Genomic DNA, 22,187 nt, shown 5'->3' on the forward strand with positions numbered 1-22,187 from the left:
GATGCTCGCTCCCCGGCTTGTCGCCCGACTTCAGACCACCAGGCTCTGCGCCGCCAGGTACTGCTGCCGATAGGTCTCGAAGTCCACCGTGTCGGCCGCCTCGATGCGGCGTTGTGCGGCGATGGATTCGGCCGCCATGCGGACATAGCGATCGGTCTGCGCCTCGCTCCAGGGCAGGGCCAGCAGGCGCTGGCGGGTCTGCTCGGACTGGGCGCGGATGAAGGCCACGTGCGAGTCGCCAAAGTCCTGCTTCATCGCGGCCAGCACGCGGGCCGAGGGCGTCAGCGCGGCGTCGGCCAGGCGGGCCCTGGCCATGGCCAGGGCCTCGGCGTGCTCGCTGCCGCCCTGCAGGGCATCCAGCTGGGCCGCCAGCGGCGCGCATTGCTCGACGATCTCGGCGCCCCATTCGCGCAGATCGACCTCGGCGCCGCCGCGCTGCAGGCGCAGGCCCGGCTCGCGGCCGCGCGCAGCGGTGCGGTGCTGGTTGGCGCCCAGAGCGGCGATTTCCTCGGGCGTGTCCGGCGCGCTGGCCTGCGTCAGGCAGTGCAGCAGGAACACATCGAGGAAGCGCATGGTCTGGGCATTGATGCCCAGGGGCTCGAAGGGGTCGAGGTCCATGCAGCGCACCTCGACGTATTCGACGCCGCGCTCGCGCAGGGCATGCAGGGGGCGCTCGCCCTGGCGGATCACGCGCTTGGGACGGATGGTTCCGTAGAACTCGTTCTCGATCTGCAGCAGGGTGGGGCTGAGCTGGTTGTAGTCGCCGCCGGGGTTGCGCACGCCGATGGCCTCATAGGCAGGGTAGGGACGTGTCAGCGCGTCTTGCAGCGAGGCGGCATAGCGCTCCAGGCAGTTGTAGCTGACGCACAGCGAGGACTGGGCATCGCTTTGGTAGCCCAGCCGGCCCATGCGCAGCGAGGTGCCGTAGGGCATGTGGAAGGTGTGGCTGCCCAGGGCCTGCAACTCATGCTGGCGGCCGGCCACGAAGGTGGAGCACAGCGCCGGCGAGGCACCGAAGAGGTACAGCAGCAGGAAGCTGTGGCGGCGGAAATTGCGGATCAGGCCGAAGTACTGCTCGGTGCTGACTTCGGGCAGGCTCCAGTTGTAGTGGATGCCCGAGATGGTCTGCATGCGCCGGCCATAGCGCTGGCCCAGGCCCATGCGGTAGATGCTCTTGGAGCGGCCCACATTGCTGCTGCCGTAGCGGCCCAGTGGAATGGTCTCGTCGGTGGGCAGGCCGCAGGGCATGGAGCTGACCCACAGGCGCTCCTCGCCCTCGGTCTGCAGCACCTGGTAGACGGCTTGGTGGATTTCCTGCAGCTCGGCCAGGCAGGCGTCCGCGCTGGCATGGACGCCGGTGATCAGCTCCAGCTGGCTTTCGCTGAAGTCGGTGGTGATCTTGTCGTGCGTCAGCGCCGAGCCCAGCTGCAGCGGATGTGGCGTCAGCGCCAGCATGCCGCCCGGCAGGGCACGCAGGCTTTCCTTCTCGATGCCTCGACGTATGCCTTGTAGTTGTGTGATGGCCGGTGCCTGCGGCGCTTGCTTGGATGCTTCGCTCATGCGGCGGTCCTTGTCGTTCTAGACCGCGGAAGTTACCAGATGCGGATGAAGGGTGCAGCCATCGGGCCTTTTTCCGACGGTTCAGCGCCCCGGCCTCCCCGGCCCTGGGGCTACACTGGCCTGAGACTCTCGACGGCAACAGCCGCGGCCACTTCCATGGATGAGTTCTGGCGTCTGGTCTTGCATCCGGCCCTGCGCATCTGGCGGCGCGACGGTGACCTGTTGGCCGAAGCCAATGGCGCGGCCAGGCAGTGGGCGGCACAGCAGGGCCTCGACGACGCCTCCCAGGAGCGTGCCTGGCAGGCTTTGGCGCCCGAGGTGCTGGCCGTCACCGATGCCCGCAGTCATCGCTGGCGCATGGAGGGCGCGACCCTGGACTTCGAGGCCCAGGTGCTGCCCGCGGATGAGGGCGCCCTGCTGCTATGGCTGGCGCCGGCGGCCCCCGCGGGTGTCTTGCATGCCTTGGCGGCCGGTGGGGTGGGTGTGTGGCGGCGGGCACCCGGGCAGCGCACCCAGTGGAGCGATGCGATGTATCACCTGCGCGGCCTGCAGCCCGACGATCCCCGTGCCCCGGACGAGCTGGCCCTGCAGTGCCTGCACCCCGAGGATCGCGAACAGTGGCAGCGCATTGCCCGCGACTATGTGGAGGGCACGGGATTTCGCGAGACGCATGAGTGGGAGTTCCGCGTGCTTTGGCCGGACGACTCACTGCACTGGCTGGTCAGCCGGGGGCGCACAGTCTTCGATGCCCAGGGGCGCCCGGCCTACATGACCGGGATCAATATGGACGTCACCGAGCGGCGACGTGCCCAGGCCCTGGCCCTAGAGAACGAGCGCCTGGCCCAGCTCAAGCGCACCCAGTCCGAGTTTCTGGCCCGTGTCAGCCATGAGCTGCGCACGCCCATGAACGCGGTGCTGGGCTTTGCCCAGCTGATGCATTACGACCGCAGCGAGTTCCTCAGCGAGCGCCAGCACGAGCGCCTGGCGCATATCGAGGGGGCCGGCCGCCATCTGCTGGCCCTGATCGACGATGTGCTGGATCTGGCCAGCCTGGAGGCCGACCGCCAGCAGCTACGTGACGAGCCCGTGGCGCTGGACGCGCTGGCCCGCGAAGCCCTGGGCTGGGTGGACGATCAGGCACGGGCCGCCGGCATCAGCCTGCGTCTGGCGCGCCCGCGTTTGGGCGGCCGGGTGCGTGCGGACCGCCGGCGTCTGGGACAGGTGCTGCTGAATCTGCTGACCAATGCCATCAAGTACAACCGGCCCCAGGGCTGGGTGGAGGTGGATGTGCGCGGCAGCGAGCCCGGCTGGGCCGAGGCGGCTTCGGCCCAGTGGGCCCTGTGCGTGCGCGACAGCGGGCGCGGACTCAGCCCCGAGGCCCGGCAACGCCTGTTCGAGCCCTTCAACCGCCTGGGTGCCGAGCTGGAGGGCATTGCGGGCACGGGCATCGGGCTCAGCATTGCGCGCCAGCTCACCGAGCGCATGGGCGGACGCATCGAGGTGGACAGCGAGCCGGGTCGCGGCAGCGAGTTCAGAGTCTGGCTGCCCGCCGATCAAGAAGACACCCAGCCGGCGCCGCTGGACGAGCTGCCCGCCCTGATCCAGGATCCGGCGCCGGCATCGGGGTGTCGACGCAAGCTGCTCTATATCGAGGACACGCCGGCCAATCTGCTGCTGGTGCGCCAGCTGATGGCCCTGCGCCCGCAGTTCGAGTTCAGCAGCGCCGACTGCGGCCGCGCCGGCCTGGCCCTGGCCCTGCAGCTGCGGCCCGATGTGATCCTGCTGGACATGCAGCTGCCCGATCTGCATGGCAGCCAGGTGCTGCGCGCCCTGCGCCTGGCGCCGGAGCTGGCGCACTGCAAGGTGATCGCGCTCTCGGCCAACGCCCAGGAGCGCGATATCCAGGCCGCCCTGGCCCTGGGCTTTGATGACTACTGGACCAAGCCCCTGGAGATGGGGCGCTTTCTGCGCGGCCTGGACGATCTGCTGGCGCAGCGGCTTGAGGCGCGGGCGCCGGGGCGGCCCTAGTCCTGCGCTTCCATGCCCTGGTGGTGGCTCAGGAAGAGCCGGCCGCGGAACCAGCGCTCCCAGTGGCCGGCGCGCAGCCGGTCCAGCACCGGGCCCTTGACCTCGCTGAGGTCCAGGCGAATTTCTCGCCGGGCTAGGGTGTCGTGCAGCTCGCGCAGGGCCTCCAGGCCGCTGAAATCGATGGCGTTGACCGGCGTCATCTGCAGCACCACGCGCCGGGTCTCGGGGTGGGGGGCCAGATAGGTCTGCACCACATCGGTCAGGCTGCGGGCATTGGTGAAGAGCAGGCTCTCGTCGATGCGCAGGGCCAGCACGCCGGGCAGGCGCTCGACCTCGTAGCGGTCCACATTGCGGTAATGCTCGGTGCCGGGCACGCGGCCCAGCAGGGCCACATGGGGCCGTGCGGTGCGCTGCAGCAGCAGGGCGATGGAGCCCAGCACGCCCAGGCCCAGGGCGGCGGTGACGCTCCAGCACAGCACCATCAGGCTGACCGCCACCATCAGCAGCCCTTCGGGCTTGGCGTAGCGCCAGGCATCGCGGTAGGGGCCCAGCTTCAGGCCCGAGAGCACGGCCACCAGAATGGTGGCGCCCAGCACCGCCTTGGGCAGCAGGGCCAGGGGGCCGGCCAGGGCCAGCATGGCGCCGCCCATGGCGAAGGCGATGAAGACGCCGGTCATGCGGGTGCGGCTGCCGGCATCGGCCATCAGCACGCTGCGCGAGAAGCTGGCCGCCACCGGCATGCCACCGCTCAGTGCCGCGGCCATATTGGCGCCTGCCAGGCCGCGCAGCTCGGCACGGGCGTCGATGCGCACATTGGCGCGCCGGCCCAGGGACTCGGCCACCACCAGGCTGGAGACATAGCCCACCAGGGCCACCATCAGGGCGCCGGGCAGCATGGCCAGCCAGAGCTGGGCATCCAGGCGTGGCAGCGACAGGCCCAGATGCAGGGGCGGCAGGGTGCCCACCAGGGGCACGCCGCGGCTCAGGGCATCGCTGGCCGCGGCCAGGGCCATGGCGCCTAGCAGCACGGCCAGCGGCGCCAGGCGCGCCCACATGCCGCGCAGCCAGCGCCTGGCGGCCAGCAGCAGCAGCAGGGCCGCCAGACCATAGGCGGCGGCCAGGGGCTGGAAGGCGAAGCCGCTGGCCGCGGCGCTTTCCAGCAGGGCCGGCAGCTCAAAGCCCTTGGCCGGGCTGCCCAGCAGCACCGGCAGCTGGCTGGCCGCGATGGAGAGGGTGGCGCCGGTTTCGAAGCCGTGCAGCACCGGCACGCTGAGCAAGGCCGCCAGCGCATCCAGGCGCAGGGCGGCGGCCAGGGCCAGGATGATGCCCACCTCGGCCGCCAGCACCAGGGCTGCCTCGCTGGGGCTGACGCCCGGCGGCGCCTGGGCCAGGGTCTGGGCAATCACCAGGGCCAGCACCGCCACCGGGCCCAGGCCCAGATGCGGGCTGGAACCCAGGGCGGCATAGGCCATCAGGGGCAGCAGGCTGGCGTACAGGCCCACCTGCGGCGGCAGCCCGGCGAGCATGGCATAGGCAATGCTCTGCGGGATCAGCAGCACGCTGACGACCAGGGCCGCCAGCAGGTCTTCGCGCAGATATTGCTGGCGGTAGGTGCGCCAACCGCCTTGGGGTGCTGGATCTCGCGTCATGCTCAATTCTGTAGCTCCATGGCGGGACGAAGGCGGCGAGTATGCCCGCTCAGGGGCCCGGGATGTGCTGCAGGCGCACACGCTGCGACCGGCAGGCGGCGTCGAAGTCGGCCTCGATCTCGCTGAGCACCGCGGCATCTCGGGCGTCCACCGCCGCCAGGCCCACGGCCTGGTTGCGGCCCTGGGCCTTGGCGGTGTAGAGCACCATATCGGCCCAGTTCACGGCCTGCTCCCAATGCTGGCGCAGCTTGGCCGGGGGCAGGGGGAAATGCGCAAAGCCTATGGAGACGGTCACGCGCAGGGGGCCGTTGTCGGTGGCCACGGGCTGGCTGCCCACGCTGTTCAGCACCCGCTCGGCCAGGCGCGCCAGATCGGCGGGCTCCACATTGGGGGTGAAGACCAGAAACTCCTCGCCGCCCCAGCGCACCACCAGATCCTGGTCCCGCACCGAGCTGCGTATACGCTGGGCCACCTCACGGATCACCGCATCGCCGGCCGCGTGGCCATGCTGATCGTTCACATGCTTGAAGTGGTCGATATCGATCATCAGCAGCCCGCCGGCGAAGAGCTGCTCGGACTGCTGCTGCATCACGGCCAGGAAGTGGCGGCGGTTGGCCAGATCGGTGAGCGGGTCGCGCTCGCTCTGGGCGCGTAGCAGCTGCTGATTGGCCTTGAGCTGGCGATTGGCCGCGCGCACCCGCTGCAGCATCACCACCACCAGCACCAGGGACAGGCCCAGCAGCACCGCCAGCGCCAGTCCCACGCCTTGGGCCATGGCATGGTTGGCCAGCTGCTGGTCCTTGAGGCTGCGCTCCCGCGTCAGCAGCTCCAGATCACGTTGTTTGCGCTCGCTGTCGTACTTGAGCTGCAGCTGCTGCATTTGCGCCTCGCGCTGGCTGGCGTGGATCTGGGCCGATAGCTCGCGCTCCGCATGGAACACGGTGATGGCCTCCCGGGCTTGGCCGCTGCTGGCCCAGGCGTGACCGATCTCGCGCAGCTCCTCGGCGCGGCGGGCCGGGTCCGGCAGCTCGCGTGCCAGTTGCTCGGCCCGCACCAGCTCGCGGCGGGCAGCCTCAAACTGCCGCTGCAGCAGCAGGGCCACGGCCAGGTTGTGGCGCAGGGTGCGCTCCAGCCGGAGGTCCTTGAAGGCCAGCACCACGGGCAGGGCCAGGCGCGCCTCGCGAACGGCCAAGGCTGGCCGTCCGCTGTGCATATGCAGATCCGCCAGATTGACACGTATCTGAGCCTCGGTGCGCGGGGCGTCGGCCTGCTGCGCCAGGGCCAGCGCCTCCTCGTAGCCGTTCAGCACACCTTGTGCGTCGCCTCGCTTGGAGGCCACGATGGCCTCGGACTGCTTGACCCGAGCCAGGGTGCCGGGCAGCTCTTTCGCCTGCTCCTGCGCTGCGATCAGCCAGCGCCTGGCGGCATCGGGCTGGTCCTGGTCCTGGCTCAGCACAGCCAGTCTGTTGAGACTGATGGCGCTCAGATGTCGGTCTGCACCAGCCTGGGCGAGCGCCAGCGAGCGCCTCAGAATGGACTCGGCCTCCGCCAGCCGCCCTTGTGCGCTTTGCTCGCGCTCCAGGACGCGCAGTGCGGACCAGACAGCGCGAAACTCGCACTGCCCTCGCTCGATGGCCTGCGCCAGACCCTGATCCCGGCAGCCGGCCTCCAGGCTCTGCAGGCTGGCGCGCGCGAGCTCGGCCGCCTCGGCCCGACGCCCCAGGCGATCAGCGATCAGCGCGCGCAGCAGCAGGCCCAGAGCCTGGCCTTGCGGCTCGCCTTCCAAGATGCCGGCGATGGCCTCGGCCCCCTGAATGTCCCCGCGGTGTACCAGGATCTGGCCCTCGGCCAACGTGAATCCCAGTGCGTTGCCCGCGGGGCGGGACTGCCGCAAGGCCTGCAAGGCCTCAAGGGCTGCATCGGGCCGGTCGTAGGCCCGCGCCACCAGATGCGACAGCTCACGGTCGAGCTCGCGGTCCAGCGCGGCGGCCAGGCGCGTCTCGGCCTGGGCGAGCAGGGGGGCGCAAAGACTGAGCAAGAAGACGAGCAGCCGGCGATTCATGGCGCGCCCTCCAGAACCGGGCCATTGATGGCGACCAGGCCGACGCGGCCCTGCTGCCAGGCCTGCTCCAGCTGCCGTGCCAGGGCGTCCAGCTCCTGCTCGTTGCGGGCATCGGCATGCTCCACGCCATAGGCCTTGTTGCGCCCATGCGCCTTGGCCATGTACATCACGGTGTCCACCAGATCGATGGCACGTTCCCAGCCCAGGCTCAGTCCATGCGGGGCGACGGGGAAGCTGGCAAAACCGATGGAGGCGCTGATGGGCACGGCCACCGCGCCATGTTGCACCGGCAGGGCCAGCAGCCTGAGCAGGCGCTGGGCCAGGGTGCTGGCGCCCTCGGCTTCGCGCGAGGGCACGATGATCAGGAACTCCTCGCCGCCCCAGCGCACCACCAGATCGTCCTCGCGCAGCGCGCTGCGCAGGCGCCGGGCCACCTCGATCAGCACGCTGTCGCCGGCGGCATGACCCCATTGATCGTTGATGCGCTTGAAGTGGTCGATGTCGATGAGGTAGACGGTGCCCGACAGCCCGCCGGCATCCGCCAGGCGCTTGATCGCGGCCTGGAAGTGGCGGCGGTTGGACAGGCCGGTGAGCGGGTCGCGTTCGCTTTGCAGCTTCAGGCTTTCATTGCTGCTGGCCAGGGCGGCATTGGTGCGCCTGATGCGGCGGTAGCTCATGCCCAGCAGCACGGCGCAGATCAGCACGCAAGCCGCCAGCGTGGCCCAGAGCTTGATTTCCAGCTCATGGGCGCGGATACGCTCGGCCTTGAGGCTGTTGTCATGGTTGAGCAGCTCGATCTCCTTGGCGCGCCGCTCGGCCTCGTAGCTGGCCTGGGTTTCGAGCACCGTCTTGCGCGTGTCTTCGCGCAGCACCTGGTCAATCAGGCGGCGGTAGGCGTGGTGGGCCTCGATGGCGCCGCCCCAATCGCCCGCCTTCTCCAGGTACTGACCCAGCTCGCGCCAGCCTTCAGCCGCATAGGCCAGGGCGCCCTGCTGTTCGTCCAGGGTGATGGCTTGGCGCACATCGCGTGTGCCCTCGGCCACACGCTTGAGACCGATCTTGGCCAGGCCCATATTGTGCAAAGCCAGGACCTCGATGCTCAGGGCCTGTTCCCGCCGGGCCAGGGGCAGGGCCTGGCTGGCCAGCTCTAGGGCGCGTTCGTACTCGCCGCGGCGCAGATGATGGTCGCTGTAGTTGGCCAGTGACAGGGCCAGGGCGCCGTCGGCACCGGCCTCCCGGGCGTATTGCAGCGCCTGCTCCCAGGCCCGCTGGGTGTGGCTGGGGTCGGCGTCCTGGGCATAGGCGATACCGCGCATCGTGAAGATGCTGTGCATCAGCAGCGGTGCCGGATCCTCCTTGGCAGCGGCCAGGGCCTCGGCGCTGGCGCGCTGGGCCTGCTCGGGTTGCTGGGCGCGGGTATAGGCATAGGACAGCTCGTTGAGCGCCACGGCACGGCGCCAGGACTGGCCCATGCTGTCGGCCTGCTTGACGGCTTCCAGCGCCATGCTCAGGGCCTCATCCAGCATGCCGCTGTCGGACTTGATGGAGGCCCAGGCCAGACGTGCCCGCCAAAGAATCTGGGGGCTGAGCTGTTGTTGCTGCTGGGACTTCAGCGCCTGCATGGCCAGGGCGGCGACCGCCTCACGCAGATCACCGCGCACCTGATGGTCCAGCGCCCGCATGGTGGCAATCGCCAGCTCGGCGGAGGGCTGCGCAGCGGGCAGGGGCCAGTGATCGAGGTCCCGCTGCACGGCCTCGAGGGTCGGGCGATCACGGTTGTAGGCGGCCATCAGGCCGCGCAGGGCCAGAAGCTCCAGCCGCTCGGCACTGGCCGGCTGCGTGCTGGCCTGCAATGCCTGCAGGCGCTGCTCGCTCTCCCGTGCCCGCGCCCGGCCCTCGCGCTCGATGCGGCCGAACTCCTGCCAGATCGCCTGTTGTGCTTCGCTCTGCGTCGCGGAGGCAGGGGGTGGCGTGTCGGTGTCGCGCTGGCAGGCGCTCAGGCCCAGGCTGACAGCCAGCAGCAAGGCGGCGATATGGCTGCGCCCGGCCCGGGGCTGGCAGAGGCTCGGTCGATTCATCGCGCGCGGCGGCGGTTCCCTTGTCTTTATGCCTGCAGTGTAGAAGTATGGGCGGCCCGCACAGACTGGGGTGCGCCCTAGACGGGCGAGCGTGGTGAATATGCACGTTTGACCGTGCGATGACCGGCCTACCAGGGGATGGGCAGGCCCCGGTGATCGATGAAACGGGCGCCGGCGGCGGGCTCCAGCCGGCCCAGGGCCTGCAGGAGGCCGGCGACCGACGCATCGGCATCGGTCAGGGCGTGGCCGGCATTGAATGGCGCGGACAGGGGCGAGGCCACGGTGCCGGGCTGCAGCGCGGCAAAGACGGCCAAGGGCCGGCTGCGCTGGGCCTCGATGGCGGCGGTCTGCAGCAGCATATTGCCGGCCGCCTTGGCCGCACGGTAGCCGTACCAGCCACCCAGCCGGTTGTCGGCAATGCTGCCCACCCGGGCCGACAGCACCGCCAGGATGCTGGCTTGATTTCGCGGCGCGAGCAGGGGAATGAAATGCTTGAGCAGCAGGGCCCGCCCTGTGGCATTGATCTGGAAGCTGCGGGCCAGGCCGGTGGCATCCAGCTCGGCCAGACGCTTCTCGGGACCGCGCCCGTCTATGGTCAGCGCGCCGGTGGCATCGATGATCAGGTGATAGGGGCCCTCGGACGCCACGGCGGCCGCGGCCTCGCGCAGGCTGTCTTCCTGCTCCAGGATCAGGGCGGGCTGCCCGCTGCGCGACAGGCCCTGCACCGTGGCACAGCGGGCATCGGCCCGCAGGGCTCGCACAAAGGCGCTGCCCAGCGTGCCGCTGGCGCCCAGCACCAGGGCGCGATAGGACGGCGGCAGGCGCGCCAACATCGTCATGCGCCGCCGGCCGCCGGACGGATGTAGCGGCTCTGATAGTTCACCGCCCGTGAGCCCGTCCAGCCCGCGCGGTGCAAGAGGGGCACATAGCGCAGGCCGCGGCTCTCCGCCAGGCGCAGGCCGCTGGCGGCGGCCAGGGCATCGAGCTCGGCGGGCTTGACGAACTGCTGCCAGCGGTGCGTGCCGCGTGGCAGCAGGCGCAACACATATTCCGCGCCGACGATGGCCAGCAGCCAGCTCATGGGCGTGCGGTTGATGGTGGAGGCCACCAGGGTGCCGCCCGGGCGCAGCCGGGCCGCGGCCTGGGCAAAGAAGCCGGGCAGGTTCTGCACATGCTCCACCACCTCCAGCACCAGCACCACGTCGAAGTCTTCCTCGGGGCGCAGCTGTTCGACCAGCTCGCCGGCCCGGTACTCGATGCTCAGCCCCTGGGCGGCCGCGTGGGCCCGGGCGACCTCGATATTGCGGGGCGCGGCATCGATGCCCAGGACCTGGGCGCCTGCCCGCGCCAGGGCCTCGCTGGCCAGTCCGGCGCCGCAGCCCAGGTCCAGCACCCGCAGGCCGCGCAGATCAGCCGCGGCCCGGCCGAAGTGCGCGGCCAGATGCTCCAGCAGATAGGCGCTGCGCAGCTGGTTGAGCACATGCAGGGGCCGCATGGGGCCACGCGGATCCCACCACAGGGCGGCCAGGCGCTCGTAGCGCTGGCGTTCGACCGGGTCAATGGTGGGGCTTGGGGCGGCGGCGCTCATGGGGGCTGGGCTGGGTCAGCAAGGTCCTAGCATTGTGCTGGGCGGCCCCGACCCATGCCGGCCTGGGGTTGTCTCGGCTTGGCCAGCGCTTGCAGTTCTTGTTTTGCATGCGTACTATCCAATAAATTGATTCATTGCTTATTTAATGGATAGCAAATGAGGATTTCAAAATCCCAGCAGGACAAGAACCAGCGCCAGCTGCTGGCGGCTGCGGTGGAGCTGATCGTCAGCCAGGGCTATGAGCGGACCACCATGAAGCAGATCGCGCGCGCCGCCGGCCTGGGGGATGCCACGATCTACAAATACTTTCCCAGCAAGGAAAAGCTGGTGCTGGGCTACTACGAGCTGGCTGTGCGCGAGGCCCTGGCCCAGACGCTCAAGACCAAGGGTCTGGCGGACTACGGCTTGCAGGAGCGTCTGCAGCGCCTGGTGGATGCGGTGCTTGAGTGCCTGCTGCCGGACCGAGAGTTCGTCGCCATCACCCGCGGCCTGGCACGCGACAACCCGCTGCTGCTGCTGGGCGATGCGCTGCCCGGCAAGGCGGCACTGAAGGCTCAGTTCGAGGCCTGGCTGGCCGAGGCGGAGGCGGCCGGCCAGATTGCGGCCTGCGGCTTCAAGGGCCTGCTGGCCGGGCTGATGGCCGACTATGTGTTCGCCATCGTCGTCTACTGGTTGCAGGACGAGAGCGCGGAGTTCTCCGACACCACCCAGCTCACCGATCTCAGCCTGGGTCTGCTGGTGCTGATGCTGGAGAGCGGGCTGATCAACAAGCTGGGCGAGTTGGGCGGCTTTCTGCTGCGCAACCAGCTGGCCCGCCTGCTTCAGGGGGGCGGTGCGCTGGAGCTGCTGAGCCTGGCGCGACGCGGCCTGGGTGCCGCCAGGGAGGCCCGTCCATGAAGTCCTGGACCTTGAGCAAGATCGCCGTGCCGGCGCAAAGCGTGCTCGCGCCCAGTCTGGCGACGGCCGACTTTGCCGACTGCTACCTGCTGCCCGATCCCGACCCGGGCCGTGACCTGCTGTCGATCTGGCTGCAACTCAGTGGGCGCACGCCGGCCTGGATGGGGGCGCTCATGCGCTTGCGTAACCGGGTCGTGCGCCTGGTCGGACTCAAGGACCTGGGCGGCCTGGCCGCTCAGACGGGTGGCAAGCCGGCCGAGCATTTCCGTATCGGTGATCGGCTCGGCATCTTCACGCTGGAGGAGCGCTGGCCGGGGGAGCTCGTGCTGGGTGACAGAGACAAGCACCTGCATGTGCGCCTGTCCCTGCTGCGCCTGACCCAGCCTGACGGTGGCAGCCGCCTGGCCCTGAGCACGGTGGTGCATGAGTACAACCGCCTGGGCTGGCTCTACATGGCGGTGGTGGGGCCCGTCCACAGCCTGATCGTGCCGCTGATGCTGCGTCAGGTGATGCGCCAGCTGCGGCGTGAGCGCCGGGCATGACTGCCGCCAGCCGGCCTCCGCGCACCGGACGCCTCGCGCGCGGCGCCATCGCCGGTACCGCGCTGGCACGCGCTGGCGTCGCCCGCTTGAGTCACAAGGCGCAGGAGCTGGCGCGCGATGGGGCTGAGCGCGACGCGGCCCGAACGGCCCATGAGGCCGAGCTGGGCCGCATCCTGTTTGCTGCACTCAATCAGCTCAAGGGGGTGGCGCTGAAGGCGGCCCAGCTGCTGAGCAGCGACACCCGGCTGCTGCCCGAGGCCCTGCGTGCGCAGCTGGCCCGGGCCTGTTACCAGGCCACGCCCATGAATCAGGCCCTGGTGGGCAAACGCCTGCGTCAGGCCCTGGGGCCGGACTGGAGCGAGCGCTTTGCTGTGTTCGAGCCGCAGGCCTTTGCGGCCGCCAGCCTGGGGCAGGTGCATCGGGCCCGGCTGGCCGATGGCCGCGAGCTGGCGCTCAAGCTCCAGTACCCCGGCATCGCCGCCACCGTGGCGAGCGATATGCGTCTGCTGCGCGGTCTGCTGCTCGGTCCCCTGCGCAGCCTGGCGCTGGGCGAGGCTGCCCTGCCCGATGAGGCCTTGCTGGGTCGGGTCCTGGCCGATATCGAGGCCAGCCTGGCGGCCGAGCTGGACTATGCGCAGGAAGCGCGTGCGATGGATGAGTTTCGGGCCGCGCTGGCGCCGCGTCTGCCGCAGCTGGTCGTGCCCGTGGTTTGCCACGAGCTCAGCACCCCCCAGCTGCTGGCCATGCAGGCCCTGCCGGGCCTGCACCTGGCCGAATGGTTGGCGGGCGAGCCCAGCCAGGCGCAGCGCGATCACTATGGCCAACTGATCTTTGACAGCTTCATGCAGATGGTCTTCGAGCTGGGGCGCCTGCATGCCGACCCCCATCCCGGCAACTACCTCTTCATGCCGCAGGGCCGCCTGGGCCTGCTGGATTTTGGCTGCACGCGGGTCCTGCCGCCCCGCTTTGTCGGGGCGCTGGCACGGGCCTGGTCGGCCGCCCTCAGGCCCGATGGTGATGCAGCCCTGCACCAGGCTTATCGAGACCTGGGCCTGATCGATGTGGGCCTGGACCTGAGCGCCTTCCGCCGCGAGCTGCGGCCCGCGCTGGCGCCGCTGCTGGACTGGCAGCTGGCGCCCTTTCGCCAGCCCCGATTCGATTTCCGCATGCGTGCGCCCTTGCCCAATCTGGACGTTGCGCAGCAGCGCCTGGCGATCCGGCATCTGCACGACCTGCCTCCCGAGTTGCCCTACTTCGACCGCGCCTTCCTGGGCCTGAACCAGCTGCTGGCGCAGCTGGGCGCCCGGGTGTGCACCCGCAATCCCTGGATCAACGGAGAGACCGCATGAAGACCTTGTCGCCGACTCGCCCCTGGATGGGCCGCTGGCTGCTGGCCGTGGCCGCGCTGCACACGCTGTTCGGGCTCCTGGTGTTCGCGGGGCCGCTGCAGCAATTGCTGCACTTGGGGGTGTTCGATGCCGTGGGTGTCGATCCCTTGCTGGGCGCCGTCACCTGGTTCCTGCTGTTTGGCGCACCCCTGGCCTTGCTGGGACAGGCCCTGAGCTTGCTGGAGCGCCGGGTGGATGCGGCATCGCTACGCCCGCTGGGCTGGGGGCTGTTGGCCCTGAGCGTGCTGGGCATCGTGCTGATGCCGGCCTCGGGCTTCTGGCTGCTGCTGCCGGTGGCGTGGGCACTGCTGCGTCCACGCCCGGTGGCCGGCGGGGCGTCGCCGACTTCCTGGCCCTGATCGGCCGCGCGCGCTTGCTGCGCGGCCACGTCCGGCGGGGTGGCCAGATGGTTGTTGGCGGTGTGGGGCGGCGTTCCGCGCATGCCGCAGCGATGCTGCGGTTGCGGCAGCGGCTCAGCGCCTGCGCTACTTGCGCTGGCAGCTCGGCGGGTTGCTCATGCCGAAGGACAGCAAGTTGCCACCGTTGATGGTGCAGCTGTACTCCTTGCCCGCACGGCTTCGAAGCACCGCGTAGGTGTTGGTCCCCGAGGTGTGCCGCGATTGCAAGCTGAGTTCGGCTGGCGCGAGGCCCAGCGCGCCCGCAGACTCCGCAATCACACGCTCGTCGCTGAGCATATTGCTCTTCTCCGCCAGCGAGGAGCAGGCCACCAGCGGCAGCAGGCAGATGAGGCTGGCGCCCAGGGTCAGCGCACGCGAGATTGAGAAGAATGGCAACAAAGAAGGATTCATGGGGTCTCGAAACGCCTGGAGTGGGTTGATGAGGCGGGGGCTGTCGGCTGCACCCAGGCCAGCAGCAGCAGACAAACGATCAGCAGCACCGAGTACTCGGCGCCATTGCGACCCAGTCCGACCACGAACCAGCCCGCCCGCGCGTGCACCAGTGCAATGCCCATCGCATACAGGCCTGCCAGCAGCAGGCATAGCGGACGCACTCCGCGACCCAGCACAAGCAGCAGCGGCCCGGCAATTTCCAGTGCCGTGATGCCGCTGGCCAGCCAGATCCCCGCTGGCCAGCCCTGCGCTTGCAACCAGTCGCCGAAGGGACGTACCGCACCATGGGTCAGACGCGCAACGCCATGGGCCGCCACGAGCAAGGCCAGCGTGCACCGCAGCGCGGCCCAAGCCATGTGCTGGCGCTGCGCGAGCTGAGGGAAGGGCTTGAACTTCATGGTCGAATTGGGATTGGCCCAAGGCCAATTAGGTCTCGATGCGATGAATCTCATCTTCGCCCGCTGACTCATGCGCCGCAAACTGAAATTCTTGAGCCACAGGCTTAGCTGAATTTGGTGTCTACTCGTGCCATGGACAAACGAGCGCTTCCTCCCCTGCCCGCGCTGCGGGCCTTTGAGGCGGCTGCCCGGCATCTGAGCTTTGCGCGCGCGGCCGGTGAGTTGCATGTCACCGCGGCGGCCGTCAGCCATCAGATCAAGCAGCTGGAGCATTGGTTGGGACGTGCGCTGTTTCAGCGCAGTGCCAATGGCGTGAGCCTGACGCCGGCGGGCAGCGACTATGCATTGCGCATCCGCGATGCCTTCGAGCGCCTGGTCAGCACCAGCTGCGCGGTACGTGATCACCAGCTGCGCCCGGTGGTGAAAATCCGAACCCAATTCAGCGTCGCTGCGCTTTGGCTGACGCCGCGTGTCGCATCCCTGAGTCGCCAGCGCCCCGAGCTTGAGATCCGGGTGATTGCGGCCGAGCACCGAGCCAGCGGTGCGATGAATGCTGACATCGGCATCTATTTCCAGCGCGGCGAGCTACCCGGCCACAGCCAGCAGCCTCTGCTGAGCGGTCCCTTCCGCGCCTATGCATCACCGGCGCTGTTCGGGCGCGGGCGCGATCTGCGTCCTGCCGACGTGGCGATGCTGCCTTTGCTGCATCTGAGCATCGAGGACCGCGGCTGGCCCTCGCCGGGCTTCGCGGACTGGTTTGAGCAAGCCGGCGTCCCGGTGCATGGGCCTCTGCCTGGTCTGCGCTTCAATCTGGCCCACTTGGCGGCCCATGCCGCCATGCTCGGTGCGGGCGTGGCGCTCTTGCCGCAGGACCTCTGCGAAGACGCGGTGCGCCAGGGCAGTCTCTTGCCGCTCCCGGGACCGGCATTGCCGGCGCCTCATCCCTATATGCTGATGTGCCGCACGGCGCCGGAGGAAGCCGTGGCGTGGGTGCGCGATGCGCTGCTGCGCGATGCCACCCGCCCGTCGCTGTGAGGCTGCCCGGGGATGGCACCCGCCGAGGTCACGGTCAGTACCGCGGCCTCGGCGCTATTGATCGGGGCGCCCGCATGCTCATCCTCGGCGGGCGCAGGCGGCAGCGCTCGCATCACCCGCGGCCTCCCGGCCCGGCGCTGCGAGCGCTTGGCGCTCAGGCTGCCGAGACCTCGGCGCCTTCTTCTTGGTAGCCACGCGGCACGGCGCCGAGCAGGCGGCGGGTGTACTCCTGCTTGGGGGCGGCCAGCAGGGCCTGGGTCTCGCTTTGCTCGACCACATCGCCGTTCTGCATCACCAGCACCTCGTCGGAGATGAACTTCACCACGGCCAGGTCATGGCTGATGAAGATGTAGCTCAGGCCGAACTCGTCCTGCAGATCCTTCAGCAGGTTGAGCACCTGGGCCTGCACCGACACGTCCAGGGCCGACACGGCCTCGTCCAGCACCAGCACCTCGGGCTTGAGCGTCAGGCAGCGCGCAATGGCGATGCGCTGGCGCTGGCCGCCGGAGAACTCGTGCGGGTACTTGTTGAGCGCGCTGTCGTCCAGCCCCACCTTCTTCAGCAGGGCGCTGGCCGTGGCCAGACGCTCGCTGTGGTTGGCGCCGATGCCGTGGATCTCCATGGGCTCGACCAGGGTCTGACCGATGGTGAAGCGCGGGTTCAGCGAGGCATAGGGGTTCTGGAACACCACCTGGATGCGGCGGCGCATCTTCTGCCAGTCGTTGCCGCTCATCTTGAGCAGGTCCTTGCCCTCGAACATCACCTCGCCGCCGGTGGGCTCGTGCAGACGCAAGAGGGTCAGGCCCATGGTGGTCTTGCCCGAGCCGGACTCGCCCACCACGCCCAGGGTGTAGCCCTTCTTGAGCTGGAAGTTCACGCCCTTGACGGCTTTGAACTCCTTCTTGCCGAACAGGCCTTCCTTGAAGAAGAAGCTTTTCTTCAGGCCGCGCACCTCCAGGATGACGGGGGCGTTCGGGTCCTTGGCCTTGCCCTCCACGCGGGCACGCTGCTCGCCGTTCTGGCCGGCGATGTGATCGTCGATCACCATCAGGCGGGCCGGGTTCTCGCTCAGCGAGGGGCGGCAGGCCAAGAGGGCCTTGGTGTAGCTGTCCTGCGGGTTCTTGAAGATCTGCGCCACCGGAGCCTTCTCGCGGATCTGGCCGTGGCGCATCACCACCACCTGGTCCGAGATCTCGCCCACCACGCCCAGGTCGTGCGAGATGAACAGCATGCTCATCTTGTGCGTTTCCTTGAGCTTGGCCATCAGCTCCATCACCTGGCGCTGGATGGTCACGTCGAGCGCGGTGGTGGGCTCGTCGGCGATCAGCAGCTTGGGCGAACAGGCCAGGGCCACGGCGATCATCACGCGCTGCTGCTGGCCACCCGACATCTCGTGCGGGTAGGCCTTGAGGCGGCGCTTGGGCTCGGGGATGCCCACCTCGTTGAGCAGCTCCTCGGCGCGCACCAGGGCCTGCTTGCGGCTCATGCCCATGTGCTTGATCAGGGGCTCCATGATCTGGTCGGCCACGGTGAACACGGGGTTCAGCGAGGTCATGGGATCCTGGAACACGCAGGCGATCTCGCGGCCGCGCACGCTTTGCAGCTCGGACAGCGAGGTCTGCAGCAGGTCACGACCCTGGAACAGGATCTTGCCCTCGCGCTCGGCGTTGCTGGGCAGCAGGTTGAGGATGGACATGGCGGTGACGCTCTTGCCCGAGCCCGACTCGCCCACCAGGGCCACGGTGCTGTTCTCGGGGATGTCGAAGCTCACGCCCTTGACGGCCAGCTGGCGCTGCATCTGGCCGTCGACCTTGCCCATGCGGAAGGCGACCTTCAGGTCTTGAATACTCAGAAGCATGTCTTTACTCCAGGCCACGCAGCTTGGGATCCAGCGCATCGCGCAGCGCATCGGTGAAGAGCGCGAAGGCGGTGACGAAGATGGCCATGAAGCCGGTCACGGCGGCCAGCTGCCACCAGTAGCCCAGGATCAGCTCGCTCTGGCTCTCGGACAGCATGGTGCCCCAGGAGACCTGGTCCACGCCCACACCCAGACCCAGATAGGACAGGATGACCTCGCTCTTGATGAAGGCCACCACATGCAGGGAGAGCTGCACCAGGGCCACATGCGAGACATTGGGCAGGATGTGCTTGAACATGCGGCTGGTCTTGGAGGCGCCAATGGCCTCGGCCGAACGCACATACTCGCGCACCGAATGCTTCATGAACTCCGCGCGGATCAGGCGGTAGATGCCGGGCCAGCCGGCCAGGCCCAGAATCATCACCACCGAGAGCACGCCGCGGCCGAAGATCACGGCGAAGGCGAAGATCAGCAGGATGCCGGGGATGGCGGTGAAGACGTTGTAGAGCCACTCCAGGAAGTCGCCCACCTTGCCGCCGAAGAAGCCCGAGATGGCGCCCAGCACGGTGCCGATAATGGTGGCCACCACGGCCGCCAGCACGCCCACCATGATGGAGACCTCGGCGCCCTTGATCACCTTGGCCAGCACATCGCGGCCCAGGCGGTCACCGCCCAGCGGCAGGGTCTCGGCCTTGACCACTTCCTCGGTCTTGAACTGCTTGGCGCGCTCTTCCCATTCCTGGTAGCGCGGGGCCAGCGGGTCGATGTCCGAGAGGTCCACATTGGGACCCTTGGGCGTGGCGATGGTGCCCATGGCTTCGGCCGGAGCCGGACCCATGAAGGTGGGCGGCGCATTGGCCACGCCCACTTCCTTCTGCCAGTCCTTGGCCACCAGGCCGGCGCCCGAGGCGATGACCAGCAGCAGGAACAGGCCGACGATGGTCATGCAGACCATGCCCACCTTGTCGGCACGCATGCGGCGCCAGGACGCGGCCCAGACGCCTTCGGAGCGCTGCGGCTTGGCCGCAGCGGTGTTGGGGGTAGAAAGCACTGCGCTCATTTCAGCACCACGCGCGGGTCGACCAGCTTGTACAGCAGGTCAGTCAGGAGGTTGACCACCATGGTCAGGAAGGCGATGTAGATCGCGAAGGCCTGGATGACGGGGTAGTCGCTGCGGTTCACGGCCAGCAGGATCTCGCGGCCCAGACCCGGGATGGAGAAGAACACCTCCAGCAGGAAGGAACCCACGAACACGCCCGGCAGTGCCACCGCGACATTGGTCAGGATGGGGATCATCGCGTTGCGCAGCACATGCTTGAGCAGGATGGTCTTCTCGGTCAGACCCTTGGCGCGCGCGGTGCGCACATAGTCGTGGCCGATCTCATCCAGGAAGAAGGTGCGGTACAGACGGGTCTGGGGCGCCAGGGCCACGGCCACGGCCACCAGCACCGGCAGCGGCGCATAGGTGGTCAGGTTGGTCCAGACGCTGTCGGTCCAGCCCTGCACCGGGAACCAGCCCAGGCGGAAGGCGAACACATACTGGGCCACGATCACATAGACCAGCAGGGAGATGGACACGGCCACCGTGGTGATGATCATCACCGAGCGGTCGGTCAGGCTGCCGCGCACATAGGCCACGCCCAGGGCGAAGGGGATGGCCAGCAGCACTTCCAGCACCAGGATGGGCAGCATCACCGTCAGCGTGGCCGGCAGGCGGCTGGCGAAGAGGTTGGCGACCGACTCGTTGGTGGCCCAGCTCTTGCCCCAGTCGAAGGTGACGATCTGCTTCAGGAAGATGAAGAGCTGTTCCCAGACCGGCTTGTTCAGACCCAGCTGTTCGCGGATCGCTTCGATCTGTTCGGGGCTGGCATTCAGGCCACCCAGGATCTCGGCGGGGTCACCACCGAAGTATTTGAAGAGGAAGAACACCAGCAGCACGACGCCCAGCAGGGTGGGAATCATTTGCCACAGGCGCCTTATCAGGTATGCCGCCATCGCTGTCGGTCTCCAAGCAAGGTCTAAAACGAAACCCCGGGCACTTGTGGCGACCGGGGTTCCCAGGGCGAAAACAGGCGGGAGTCTAATGGACGCGGACCTGGGGACAACCCGCATTTGCCCTTGGTTTTCGGGAAAAGCCCCGCGTGAACCCCATGAACAGGGGCGAAACCGGGCATTTCTGGGCGAAAATGCGCGCCCGATGCACCCTGGGGGCCGCGCTCCTGGGGTTGCCGTGCATGGCTTTTAGCCTCCCGGCGCCTTAGACTGCGCGGCTTCGCCCGGAGCCCGCGCCCATCCGCGCCGGTCCCCTGTAGTGATGCGCCCCGCCGCCCACAAGGCCGGTGGCGTTGTGGTTTGCGAGATAAGGATTCTTGACGTGATGCGACGTGGATTTGCAAGGGCTGCTGGCCTGGCCGCCCTGCTCGGCGCCTTCTCCCTGACTGTGGCGGCCCAGACGGCCCAGCCCACCAAGACGCTGAGGTATTCCTTCCGCGTGGCCGAAACCGGCTTCGATCCCGCCCAGATCTCGGACCGCTACTCCAAGACGGTGGCCGCCGGCATCTTCGAGGCGCCGCTGGAATTCGCCTATCTGGCCCGCCCCTACCAGCTGCGCCCCTCGACGGCCGCGGCCATGCCCGAGATCTCGGAAGACTTCAAGACCCTGACCTTCCGCATCAAGCCCGGCATCTACTTCTCGGACGATCCGGCCTTTGGCGGCAAGAAGCGCGAGCTCACCGCGGCCGACTACATCTACTCCATCAAGCGCCACTACGACCCGGCGCTCAACAGCCGCAACCTCTATCTGCTGGAGAACGTGCAGATCCTGGGCCTGTCCGAGCTGCGCAAGGAGCTGATGGCGGCCAAGAAGCCCTTTGACTACGACCGCGAGGTCGAGGGCCTGCAGCTGCTGGACCGCTACACCTTCCGCGTCAAGCTGGGCGTGGGCGATCCGCGCTTCATCAACCAGTTTGCCGACTCGGCCTTCCTGGGCGCCATGGCGCGCGAGGTGGTGGAGTACTACGGCGAGAAGAAGATCATGGAGCACCCGGTGGGCACCGGGCCCTACCGCCTGGCCGAATGGCGCCGCAGCTCGCGCATCGTGCTGGAGAAGAACCCGAACTATCGCGAAGAGCTCTACGACGAGCAGCCGCCCGCCGATGCCGACCCGGTGCTCAAGGCCCAGGCCGCCAAGCTCAAGGGCCGCCGCCTGCCCCTGACCGAGCGGGTGGAGATCGCCATCATCGAGGAGAACCAGCCGCGCTGGCTGTCCTTCCTGCGCCATGAGGCCGATGTGCTGGAGGAAGTGCCCTCCGAGTACGTGAGCATCGCCACGCCCAACGGCAAGCTGGCGCCCAATCTGGCCAAGGAAGGCATGCGCTCGGTGCGCTTCCCCTATCCGGAAGTGGCGTTCAGCTACTTCAATATGGAAGACCCGGTGGTGGGCGGCTACACGCCCGAGAAGGTGGCCCTGCGTCGCGCCATCTCGCTGGCCGTGGACATCGACAAGGAAATCCGCCTGCCGCGCCGCGGCCAGGCCATTCCGGCCCAGGGCCCCTTCGGCCCCGGCACCTTCGGCTACCGCCCGGACTACAAGTCCGAGATGAGCGAGTACAACCTGCCCAAGGCCAAGGCCCTGCTGGATCTGTACGGCTATGTGGACAAGAACGGCGACGGCTGGCGCGATCTGCCCGACGGCAAGCCCCTGGTCATCGAGTACGCCACCCAGCCCGACAGCCAGAGCCGCCAGCTCATCGAGCAGTGGCAGAAGAATATGGACGCCCTGGGCGTGCGCATCGAGTTCAAGACCGCCAAGTGGCCCGAGAACCTCAAGAGCGCCAATGCCGGCAAGCTGATGATGTGGGGCGTGTCCTGGGTGGCCACCGCGCCGGACGGCGACACCTTCCTGGCCCTGGGTGATGGCCGCGCCAAGGGCCAGGCCAACAAGTCGCGTTTCGACCTGCCGGCCTACAACGAGCTCTACCAGAAGCAGAAGCTGCTGCCCAACGGCCCCGAGCGCCAGGCCCTGATGGAGCAGGCGGCCAAGCTGATGATCGCCTACATGCCCTACAAGATCACGGTGCACCGCCTCTTCACCGACCTGGCCCAGCCCTGGGTGATCGGCTTTGACCGCAATGTCTTCATCCGCGATTTCTGGCAGTACGTGGACATCGACACCGAACAGCTCAAGAAGCAGCAGGCGCGCTGAGCCTGCGCCCCAGAGCCCCCGAGTGCAGCGCCCGACCGGGCGGCCCGAC

General features: G+C 68.5%; 18 protein-coding genes. 7 read left to right on the plus strand and 11 right to left on the minus strand.

Translation table 11 applies throughout. From position 1 onward, the window contains the following. Positions 1-30: 30 nt before the first annotated feature. Complete coding sequence (gene gshA, locus DFR39_RS03125; protein ID WP_133602060.1) at positions 31-1,560, minus strand: glutamate--cysteine ligase; 1,530 nt, start codon at positions 1,558-1,560, stop codon at positions 31-33. Between the two features lie 156 nt (positions 1,561-1,716). Here gshA and DFR39_RS03130 point away from each other — a divergent pair, with 156 nt between their 5' ends. Beyond that, positions 1,717-3,588 (plus strand): hybrid sensor histidine kinase/response regulator, encoded by a 1,872-nt coding sequence (locus DFR39_RS03130; RefSeq protein ID WP_162849398.1) that lies wholly within the window; start codon positions 1,717-1,719, stop codon positions 3,586-3,588. Here DFR39_RS03130 and DFR39_RS03135 read toward each other — a convergent pair. The 5 genes from DFR39_RS03135 to ubiG all read right to left on the minus strand — a co-directional run bounded on the left by DFR39_RS03135 (position 3,585) and on the right by ubiG (position 10,965). Then, positions 3,585-5,237, minus strand: a complete 1,653-nt coding sequence (locus DFR39_RS03135) for a SulP family inorganic anion transporter (RefSeq protein ID WP_162849399.1) — start codon at positions 5,235-5,237, stop codon at positions 3,585-3,587. The two genes, DFR39_RS03130 and DFR39_RS03135, sit on opposite strands and share 4 nt — an antisense overlap. Positions 5,238-5,286: 49 nt before the next feature. Then, positions 5,287-7,299 carry a GGDEF domain-containing protein gene (locus DFR39_RS03140; RefSeq protein WP_133602063.1) on the minus strand — a complete coding sequence of 671 codons (2,013 nt, stop codon included), beginning with the start codon at positions 7,297-7,299 and terminating at the stop codon, positions 5,287-5,289. Then, positions 7,296-9,377 carry a GGDEF domain-containing protein gene (locus DFR39_RS03145; RefSeq protein WP_133602064.1) on the minus strand — a complete coding sequence of 694 codons (2,082 nt, stop codon included), beginning with the start codon at positions 9,375-9,377 and terminating at the stop codon, positions 7,296-7,298. The genes DFR39_RS03140 and DFR39_RS03145 overlap by 4 nt, the downstream gene beginning before the upstream one ends. 128 nt (positions 9,378-9,505) lie before the next feature. After that, complete coding sequence (locus tag DFR39_RS03150) at positions 9,506-10,216, minus strand: SDR family NAD(P)-dependent oxidoreductase (protein ID WP_246030657.1); 711 nt, start codon at positions 10,214-10,216, stop codon at positions 9,506-9,508. Further along, a complete protein-coding gene (gene ubiG / locus DFR39_RS03155; RefSeq protein WP_133602065.1) occupies positions 10,213-10,965 on the minus strand; it encodes a bifunctional 2-polyprenyl-6-hydroxyphenol methylase/3-demethylubiquinol 3-O-methyltransferase UbiG in 753 nt (250 codons plus the stop codon). Before ubiG ends, DFR39_RS03150 begins: the two co-directional genes overlap by 4 nt. A gap of 156 nt (positions 10,966-11,121) precedes the next feature. On the opposite strand from ubiG, the gene DFR39_RS03160 reads away from it, so the two are divergent. The 4 genes from DFR39_RS03160 to DFR39_RS03175 are packed head-to-tail and all read left to right on the plus strand — an operon-like array spanning position 11,122 to position 14,151. After that, on the plus strand, positions 11,122-11,862 hold the full coding sequence (locus DFR39_RS03160; RefSeq protein WP_133602066.1) for a TetR/AcrR family transcriptional regulator: 741 nt from the start codon (positions 11,122-11,124) through the stop codon (positions 11,860-11,862). Then, positions 11,859-12,404, plus strand: coding sequence for a DUF2867 domain-containing protein (locus tag DFR39_RS03165; protein ID WP_133602067.1), 546 nt, complete (start codon positions 11,859-11,861; stop codon positions 12,402-12,404). The genes DFR39_RS03160 and DFR39_RS03165 overlap by 4 nt, the downstream gene beginning before the upstream one ends. Continuing rightward, complete coding sequence (locus DFR39_RS03170; protein WP_133602068.1) at positions 12,401-13,753, plus strand: ABC1 kinase family protein; 1,353 nt, start codon at positions 12,401-12,403, stop codon at positions 13,751-13,753. Before DFR39_RS03165 ends, DFR39_RS03170 begins: the two co-directional genes overlap by 4 nt. Then, on the plus strand, positions 13,750-14,151 hold the full coding sequence (locus DFR39_RS03175) for a DUF6463 family protein (protein WP_246030658.1): 402 nt from the start codon (positions 13,750-13,752) through the stop codon (positions 14,149-14,151). The genes DFR39_RS03170 and DFR39_RS03175 overlap by 4 nt, the downstream gene beginning before the upstream one ends. A 126-nt stretch (positions 14,152-14,277) precedes the next feature. Here DFR39_RS03175 and DFR39_RS03180 read toward each other — a convergent pair whose 3' ends face one another. Together DFR39_RS03180 and DFR39_RS03185 are read right to left on the minus strand one after the other, a co-directional pair. Beyond that, complete coding sequence (locus DFR39_RS03180) at positions 14,278-14,586, minus strand: hypothetical protein (RefSeq protein ID WP_211343776.1); 309 nt, start codon at positions 14,584-14,586, stop codon at positions 14,278-14,280. An 11-nt stretch (positions 14,587-14,597) separates the two neighbouring features. Continuing rightward, positions 14,598-15,041, minus strand: coding sequence for a DoxX family protein (locus DFR39_RS03185; protein WP_211343777.1), 444 nt, complete (start codon positions 15,039-15,041; stop codon positions 14,598-14,600). A gap of 132 nt (positions 15,042-15,173) precedes the next feature. Here DFR39_RS03185 and DFR39_RS03190 point away from each other — a divergent pair, with 132 nt between their 5' ends. Beyond that, positions 15,174-16,076 carry a LysR substrate-binding domain-containing protein gene (locus DFR39_RS03190; RefSeq protein WP_133602069.1) on the plus strand — a complete coding sequence of 301 codons (903 nt, stop codon included), beginning with the start codon at positions 15,174-15,176 and terminating at the stop codon, positions 16,074-16,076. Between the two features lie 154 nt (positions 16,077-16,230). Here the strand turns inward: DFR39_RS03190 and DFR39_RS03195 are convergent, their stop codons facing one another. Genes DFR39_RS03195 through DFR39_RS03205 form a run of 3 tightly spaced genes read right to left on the minus strand, consistent with a single transcriptional unit; the run spans position 16,231 to position 19,929 of the window. Next, positions 16,231-17,934, minus strand: a complete 1,704-nt coding sequence (locus tag DFR39_RS03195) for an ABC transporter ATP-binding protein (protein WP_211343778.1) — start codon at positions 17,932-17,934, stop codon at positions 16,231-16,233. 4 nt (positions 17,935-17,938) lie between these two features. After that, positions 17,939-18,994, minus strand: a complete 1,056-nt coding sequence (locus tag DFR39_RS03200) for an ABC transporter permease (protein ID WP_133602071.1) — start codon at positions 18,992-18,994, stop codon at positions 17,939-17,941. Next, the gene (locus DFR39_RS03205) at positions 18,991-19,929 is read right to left on the minus strand and encodes an ABC transporter permease (RefSeq protein ID WP_133602072.1); all 939 of its coding nucleotides are present in this window, start codon (positions 19,927-19,929) and stop codon (positions 18,991-18,993) included. The genes DFR39_RS03200 and DFR39_RS03205 overlap by 4 nt, the downstream gene beginning before the upstream one ends. Before the next feature lie 382 nt (positions 19,930-20,311). Between DFR39_RS03205 and DFR39_RS03210 the strand changes: the two genes are divergently transcribed. Further along, positions 20,312-22,138 (plus strand): ABC transporter substrate-binding protein, encoded by a 1,827-nt coding sequence (locus tag DFR39_RS03210; RefSeq protein WP_133602073.1) that lies wholly within the window; start codon positions 20,312-20,314, stop codon positions 22,136-22,138. Positions 22,139-22,187: the final 49 nt, after the last annotated feature.

Source organism: Roseateles asaccharophilus, assembly GCF_004362405.1.
Classification (GTDB): Bacteria; Pseudomonadota; Gammaproteobacteria; order Burkholderiales; family Burkholderiaceae_C; genus Kinneretia; species Kinneretia asaccharophila.

Coding starts and splice junctions, on each gene's coding strand:
- DFR39_RS03195 (WP_211343778.1), bottom strand. CDS start 17,934: ATGCTTCTGAGTATTCAAGACCTGAAGGTCGCCTTCCGCATGGGCAAG.
- DFR39_RS03135 (WP_162849399.1), bottom strand. CDS start 5,237: ATGACGCGAGATCCAGCACCCCAAGGCGGTTGGCGCACCTACCGCCAG.
- DFR39_RS03170 (WP_133602068.1), top strand. CDS start 12,401: ATGACTGCCGCCAGCCGGCCTCCGCGCACCGGACGCCTCGCGCGCGGC.
- DFR39_RS03145 (WP_133602064.1), bottom strand. CDS start 9,377: ATGAATCGACCGAGCCTCTGCCAGCCCCGGGCCGGGCGCAGCCATATC.
- DFR39_RS03190 (WP_133602069.1), top strand. CDS start 15,174: ATGGACAAACGAGCGCTTCCTCCCCTGCCCGCGCTGCGGGCCTTTGAG.
- ubiG (WP_133602065.1), bottom strand. CDS start 10,965: ATGAGCGCCGCCGCCCCAAGCCCCACCATTGACCCGGTCGAACGCCAG.
- DFR39_RS03185 (WP_211343777.1), bottom strand. CDS start 15,041: ATGAAGTTCAAGCCCTTCCCTCAGCTCGCGCAGCGCCAGCACATGGCT.
- DFR39_RS03165 (WP_133602067.1), top strand. CDS start 11,859: ATGAAGTCCTGGACCTTGAGCAAGATCGCCGTGCCGGCGCAAAGCGTG.
- DFR39_RS03175 (WP_246030658.1), top strand. CDS start 13,750: ATGAAGACCTTGTCGCCGACTCGCCCCTGGATGGGCCGCTGGCTGCTG.
- DFR39_RS03210 (WP_133602073.1), top strand. CDS start 20,312: ATGCGACGTGGATTTGCAAGGGCTGCTGGCCTGGCCGCCCTGCTCGGC.
- DFR39_RS03160 (WP_133602066.1), top strand. CDS start 11,122: ATGAGGATTTCAAAATCCCAGCAGGACAAGAACCAGCGCCAGCTGCTG.
- DFR39_RS03140 (WP_133602063.1), bottom strand. CDS start 7,299: ATGAATCGCCGGCTGCTCGTCTTCTTGCTCAGTCTTTGCGCCCCCCTG.
- DFR39_RS03150 (WP_246030657.1), bottom strand. CDS start 10,216: ATGACGATGTTGGCGCGCCTGCCGCCGTCCTATCGCGCCCTGGTGCTG.
- DFR39_RS03200 (WP_133602071.1), bottom strand. CDS start 18,994: ATGAGCGCAGTGCTTTCTACCCCCAACACCGCTGCGGCCAAGCCGCAG.
- gshA (WP_133602060.1), bottom strand. CDS start 1,560: ATGAGCGAAGCATCCAAGCAAGCGCCGCAGGCACCGGCCATCACACAA.
- DFR39_RS03130 (WP_162849398.1), top strand. CDS start 1,717: ATGGATGAGTTCTGGCGTCTGGTCTTGCATCCGGCCCTGCGCATCTGG.
- DFR39_RS03205 (WP_133602072.1), bottom strand. CDS start 19,929: ATGGCGGCATACCTGATAAGGCGCCTGTGGCAAATGATTCCCACCCTG.